We start from the raw sequence: 6,080 nt of genomic DNA, 5'->3' as shown, positions 1-6,080 counted from the left end.
CAAAGGTGTAGCGATTGGCATTCGCCTCGATCTTAGTGCCGTCCACAAAATAATGCTCCAGAGACACGTATTTTTCGGCAGCCAGAAACTGAAGTACGGCGGTAAATACCGTTTCGAGGACATTTCTCATCCGCTGGGAACGGAAGCGATTAAGAGTGCGAAAGTTGGGTTGCTGCCGTCCGGCCAGCCACATGAAAGGAATATTCTCTCGCACGGCTTTGGCGATTTGACGAGCCGAATAGATCGCTGAGTATAGGCGTAAATGATGACTTTGGTGAGCATTTTAGGATGATAGCTGTCGCGGCCGCCGCCGGGATAGGCAGCGTCAAAGATGGAGTCGTCCAGCCGATTGACGGCTGCGTTAACGACACGAACGAGGTGATGTTCTGGAATGTCTTCTTCCAGATCCATTGGCAAGCAAAGTTGGTCCATGGTATATTGAATGTACAAAGAAATCGCTCCTTTTTTGAAATGGTTGCTCGACACTTCCATTTTACCAAAGGGCGATTTCTTTTTGTGATTTTTGAAAGAATTGTAGGAACGTTCCCCCGCTTAAACAGCGGAGAGGACGGACTGATTGCGGAAAAGCGGTAGCGGTCGCCTTGCTCTCCGGATTTTTACCGCTACGGGAAATAAATAAAATCTGGAGAGCACAGCGATTGTAGCAACGGTCCGTTCGCGGAGCGTCCGCACCAAGTGCACAAGTCTATCCAACTCAAAAACAGCGGGGCTGTCTCAAGTAGCCATTTCATGGCTTTTGAGACAGCCCCTTTTTTCATGCTAATACCATTAATGACACGTTTAGAGAAGTTAGTGTTACTTACTTAACTAATGGGGAACGTTAGCAATAAACCAACAGTAGTTTACGATTTTATTTTTCTGTTTAAGACAGCTGTTGGTTTTTATATTGGAACCTTCTAAACGAGCTCTTTTGGAATTCGCTAGTGAGCAGTATGCGTCTACTGTTCGTTAATTTACTGCATACATAGGTAAACAGCTTTTTTGGCATTCACCCAGCTTTCAATTCAATAGCAATTAACTTTCATTTATAATCTTTTAATACCGCCCCAAGCTCGGCTGTATACTTGGTCAGCCTTAAGCTTATCTCTGTGCGCATAACATCACGGGTCAGGCCAAAGCGTTCCTGATATCCCCTGCAAAAGATTTTGTAATACACCAGGAACTCCTCCTGTTCATCTGCCAGTACCCGGATATTCCGCTGCTTCAGCTCTTTTTGCAACTGATAGGTATCCTGCATGATGCGGCGCTGAATAGTTTGACCGGCCATTAAATAGGCGCGTTTGAGGATATTGCCGGAGTTCTCGATCTCCTTCAGGCTTTTGCCAACCATTGTATCTATGTAAGGGAGTAAAATGAGGTCGCGTACCATCGTCCGCTCTCCGATCGTTATCATTTTATCTCCCGGATCCCGCTGCTGCTCCTCGTACTGTTCCACATGCTCCGTCATGATCATTTTGGTTTTCCAGCGTTCGTTGCCTTCAAGTTTACTCATTTATAATGCCCTCCAATCTGTTCAGCTCTCTCCAGGGCAACTCCGGATTCAAGTAAGGATGATGCTCTAATAAGGGCCTGGTTTCCGTACCGGGCTTTAATTCCGTCGATGGCCCGTTCCTTATTGTAAGAGCGGACCCGGTCATCGAACAGCGTAAGCTGGATCACACGATCATCCGAAAGGTGGGACAACGTGATGGCTAAGCGCCCTACAGGCAGTCCGGACCAATGGTCCACGAACAATTTCAGCGCCGCTGCGGCTACCTCATGCGTCAACGATGAAGGCTCGGGCAATGTCATCTGGCGCTCGTAGGAGTGTGAACGCTCTCCGTCTGTCTCCAAAACGGAAACAGATACCACAGCCCCCATATAACGATACCGCCGTGCCCGCTGGCACACCTCAATAACGAGCTCAAGCAGCACAACCTCAATATCCATAAGCCGGGTGTATAAATTCCAGCGCAGTGCCTTGCCATGCCCCACGGATTTGATCTGATGGCGGATCCCCGTGACCACTGGACTAGGATCTAGCCCACGCGCAGTTTGCCAATAATATTCCGCCTGGATATCACTTTGCTTGCCCATGGTCATTCGCATTCGTTGTTTAAACTCGGGCAGCTCCATTCTGGCAATATCTCCGATTGTGGAAATACCCATACGCCAAAAATTCCTGGTCATTCTAGACGCCACCATAAACATATCCTGGACCGGCAGTCTCCACAGGGTGGACTCTAATTGGTCGAAGGTAAGTTGGTATATCCCATCTTTCGTCTTTTTGGCATAATTATCTGTAGCCATCTTTGCCATAACTTTCGTAGACCCAATGCCTACCCGGGTCCAGACACCTGTCGACAGCAAAACATGGTGCTGGATTTTTTGAATCATATATTTCAGTGATCCCCCAAAATAAGCGAGTGAGCCTGTGATATCCAGAAACTGCTCATCGATGCTGTAGGGTTCCACCAGATCCGTATAGGTCCGGTAGATTTCTGATATCAAAAGCGAGACCTTAATGTAAGTTCCCATGCGGGGTCGTATGACAATTAGCCCAGGGCATTTTGTCATAGCCTCCCCCACCCGCGATGCCGTTGTTACTCCCTGAGCTTTGGCAATGGGGCAGGCGGCCAGCACAATGCCGTTCATACGGGTAGGGTCTCCGATTGCAACAGGTTTATCCCGATATTCGGGATGGGCTGCTTTTTCAACGCTTGCATAAAAGGATTGGCAGTCGGACAGTAAAATAACGCGATTCTTAGGCATAGTGCTTCTCCTCTACCCGCTGCCATACAATTTCAATCATTTGACCGTTTCGAATCTGCATAAGATCCGCCTCCAAAACAGGAACATTTGTTTGTATTATAACCACGTTAGAGATTTTTAAGCAATGGTAAAATAGAACAAACGTTCCTATTGCCGGCGATCACCTAACCTTTGATGGGATAATAGGCCGGCAGAGCTTTCACACCAGGCAAACGGTCATACGCTGGACCTACGCTGAAGTATTCATCACAGGATATATGGGAGTTTTTAAGTTCAGCGTAAATCCCCTTGGTATTAACCCCCCGGGGGGGGATATAATCAAATCAGTTGAAAGCCAAATTCACAGGAGGATTGTTATGCCGGAAGCAGTTATCATCAAAGATACCGATAATAAACAAAAAATAAAAATAATCCTAGCGCTTGCTGTACCTGCTATGATTGAGAACTTCCTGCAGACGGTTGTAGGGTTTGTAGACACTCTTTTTGTTTCCAATCTTGGTTTGAATGAGGTTGCCGCTGTGGGTGTGTCCAATGCCATCGTAGCGGTCTACATTGCTGTTTTTATGGCCATTGGAGTTGGAACTTCCTCATTGATTGCTAGAAGCGTTGGTGCAGGCCAGGTCGACCAAGCGAAAGCAATCGCTCGGCAATCCACATGGATTTCTGTTATTGCAGGTATTATTTTTGGCTTGGCTACTCTCTTCTTCGCCGAACCGTTGTTGCGTATAATGGGAGCGGAACCAAGCGTCATAAAACAAGGAGTTGTTTATTTCCAAATCGTAGCTATACCTTCTGTTTTTCTAGCCCTTATGACCATATTCGGAAGTATTCTTCGTGCGGCTGGCAATACAAAGACACCGATGAAGGTTGGGATTTGGATTAATCTTATTCATATTGTGCTGGATTATGTGCTCATTTTTGGACTTTTTGATTGGGCCGGAGGGGGGATAGCTGGCGCTGCCTGGGCAACATCAATCGTGCGAATCATCGGTGCTATAGTCTTGTACCTTTACATTCGCAAATCAAAGCTTTCATTTTCCATCTGGAAAGGCTCTGCCAGTGAGTATACAATGCCGCTGTTAAAGCTTTCGGGTCCTGCTGCAGCGGAAAGGTTAATCATGCGCTTTGGTCAGGTCTTATACTTTGGTCTGATCGTCCGTCTAGGAACGGATGTGTATGCTGCCCATGTTCTGGCTGGAAATATCGAAGTTTTCTCCTATATGCCTGGATACGGCCTTGCCATTGCAGCAACAACCTTAGTAGGGCAGCATCTGGGTGCGGAGCGAAAACAGGATGCCTACCAGTATGGCATGCTCACTGCATGGATCGCTGTAGTATTCATGGGGGTTGTCGGTGTACTTCTCTTTTTCTTCTCACCGCTTGCTGCCAGCTGGTTTACTAAAGATAAAGACGTCATTCATATGGTCACGACAGCCCTTCGAATAGACGCCTTCGCCCAGCCATTCCTTGCAATCGGGCTTGTAATTGCTGGGGCGCTACAGGGTGCTGGAGACACCAAAAGTCCAATGTATAGTACAACAATTGGGATGTGGCTGATTCGAGTCGTGGGTGTGTATGTATTATGTATATACTTAGGGATGGGGATCGCGGGGGTATGGCTGTCCATTACCATAGACCTTATCATACGAGCTGCTTTTCTGCTGTATAGATTCAGAAAACATATGCATGTGCGCCAAACCCTTCAATAAGTATTTGTGGCCCATACCAAATACCCCGCCAATTCTGGAAGGGTACAGAGGTTACTTAATATTTAATTTATTATCATGACTGCCTAATTTATTTGTAGTATGAAGTAGTCAGGGGGATAAAGACGGAGGAGCCCTCTTTAACATCCCCGGTTACAAAAAGTTTACTTACTCCGGAAATATTCACTTCTATCGTTATGAGTCCCTCCTCAGCGGTAATGTTCTGTTTCTTAAGCACCGTGTCGGTATCACTATCTATAATGGAGAAGTCTTCAATATCGTCGCCGATCGCCGCAACCTGGAGATACAGCTTCTGATATTTTTTATTGGGGTAGAGCATGAAGGAAGAGCCACGGGTTCCACTGCCGTTATCGAAATGGACATCTTTATAATCCTTGTCTTTATACACCGTTTTGTCCGGATCTTTGGTGTGATAGGACGAATCAAATCCGGCAGCAATCGATACCCCCTCTGTTTGTTCTCCTAACAAGATTGTGTTGGCTGCGGCATTAAAATTAACGGTAACGCCTAACAGGTCGGATACGGCTCTAACAGGTAAGTACGTTGTATTGTTATAAGTAATCGGAGCTACGACTGCACCACTGCCATTCTTAAGCTGGACGGGTTGGCCATCGACCTTGAATTTGATTCCGGGATTGAGGAAAGCCTTGATCTCTTGCAGGTTGGCACCGGCATATACACCTGTCCCCATCCCTCCAAGTACAGCAAAAACAGTTAGCGCGGCTGTTATCTTCTTTTTCACTTTATCAAACTCCTCTCCGTTATTTCAAATTTTGATTTCCTATATTGGAAGTATAATGAATCATCCCCTGGTATGCAATATTTTCCGGGTCTGCCCTTTTCGAGGCTGTATCAAAACCCAATATATGGTACGATCACAGTACTAGCTGTATTTAAGAGCATGAAGATTGATGCCATGCATACCGTACTATAAAGGGGCTGATCGAGATGGCTATCTTTTACTGGGCTCTTTTGGTTATAGGAATTATTGTTGTTGGTGGTTTATTAGGTACTAAAAGACGTAAGTGATCCTAAGGCTGCTATGCCCTTAATCCATAAAGATAATTACCGTACTGCGGACGAACCTCTTTCGCGAGCCGCATAGCATATCTCAAATAGTACGGGAGGTATGTTCTATGACACGGTTACTTGATGCAAGAACTTCTCAAAATGCAAGTATTGCCGGCAGCATGAATGGTGTGGGATTGACAGCCAACCAGAATGTGCTAATCGGGCAGATTGGACTAACCACTGCAGGAGCGGAAGGTCCAATCAGAGTACAACTTAACGGTGTTGCATCTTTTTTTGTGTTTTCAGGAGGATTTATCACGTTAACCCTGTTTGCTGTTAGAGGGAGTGCAGCTACTGATCCCTTAGTGGCTTCAAACCGACTTCAATTAAATCCTGGAGCAACAACACCGACTAATTTATTTCCGCTTTACTTAATATGCTCTGACTACAATCCTGCTCCAGCAGATGAGATCATCTATTCCTTATTTGTGAACAGCTCGATAAACGTTAACCGAGTAGGTCCCGAAAGTTTCAATGGATGTGCTTATTCTGATTAGGTAATTCTTGAAA

At 45.9% G+C, this 6,080-nt stretch carries 5 protein-coding genes and 1 pseudogene; 2 read left to right on the top strand and 4 right to left on the bottom strand.

Annotated features, from left to right (window positions below; all coding sequences use genetic code 11):
• The 3 genes and pseudogenes from ACTJKB_RS26910 to ACTJKB_RS26900 form a co-directional block, all read right to left on the bottom strand.
• Positions 1-450, bottom strand: a pseudogene (locus tag ACTJKB_RS26910) (transposase); the annotation flags it as partial.
• A 592-nt stretch (positions 451-1,042) separates the two neighbouring features.
• Positions 1,043-1,513 (bottom strand): hypothetical protein, encoded by a 471-nt coding sequence (locus ACTJKB_RS26905; protein ID WP_440837403.1) that lies wholly within the window; start codon positions 1,511-1,513, stop codon positions 1,043-1,045.
• Positions 1,510-2,772 (bottom strand): DNA polymerase IV, encoded by a 1,263-nt coding sequence (locus ACTJKB_RS26900; protein ID WP_440837402.1) that lies wholly within the window; start codon positions 2,770-2,772, stop codon positions 1,510-1,512. The genes ACTJKB_RS26905 and ACTJKB_RS26900 overlap by 4 nt, the downstream gene beginning before the upstream one ends.
• Before the next feature lie 356 nt (positions 2,773-3,128).
• Between ACTJKB_RS26900 and ACTJKB_RS26895 the strand changes: the two genes are divergently transcribed.
• A complete protein-coding gene (locus tag ACTJKB_RS26895) occupies positions 3,129-4,481 on the top strand; it encodes an MATE family efflux transporter (RefSeq protein WP_440837401.1) in 1,353 nt (450 codons plus the stop codon).
• An 88-nt stretch (positions 4,482-4,569) separates the two neighbouring features.
• On the opposite strand, the gene ACTJKB_RS26890 is transcribed toward ACTJKB_RS26895, so the two are convergent.
• Positions 4,570-5,241 carry a stalk domain-containing protein gene (locus ACTJKB_RS26890; protein ID WP_440837400.1) on the bottom strand — a complete coding sequence of 224 codons (672 nt, stop codon included), beginning with the start codon at positions 5,239-5,241 and terminating at the stop codon, positions 4,570-4,572.
• Between the two features lie 394 nt (positions 5,242-5,635).
• Between ACTJKB_RS26890 and ACTJKB_RS26885 the strand changes: the two genes are divergently transcribed.
• Positions 5,636-6,067 carry a hypothetical protein gene (locus tag ACTJKB_RS26885; protein ID WP_440837399.1) on the top strand — a complete coding sequence of 144 codons (432 nt, stop codon included), beginning with the start codon at positions 5,636-5,638 and terminating at the stop codon, positions 6,065-6,067.
• Positions 6,068-6,080 lie beyond the last annotated feature (13 nt).

This window comes from Paenibacillus sp. 22594 (genome assembly GCF_052044425.1).
Classification (GTDB): Bacteria; Bacillota; Bacilli; order Paenibacillales; family Paenibacillaceae; genus Paenibacillus_AQ.
The sequence above is the reverse complement of the archived record's forward strand: the minus strand, read 5'-3'. Positions and strand labels throughout refer to the sequence as shown.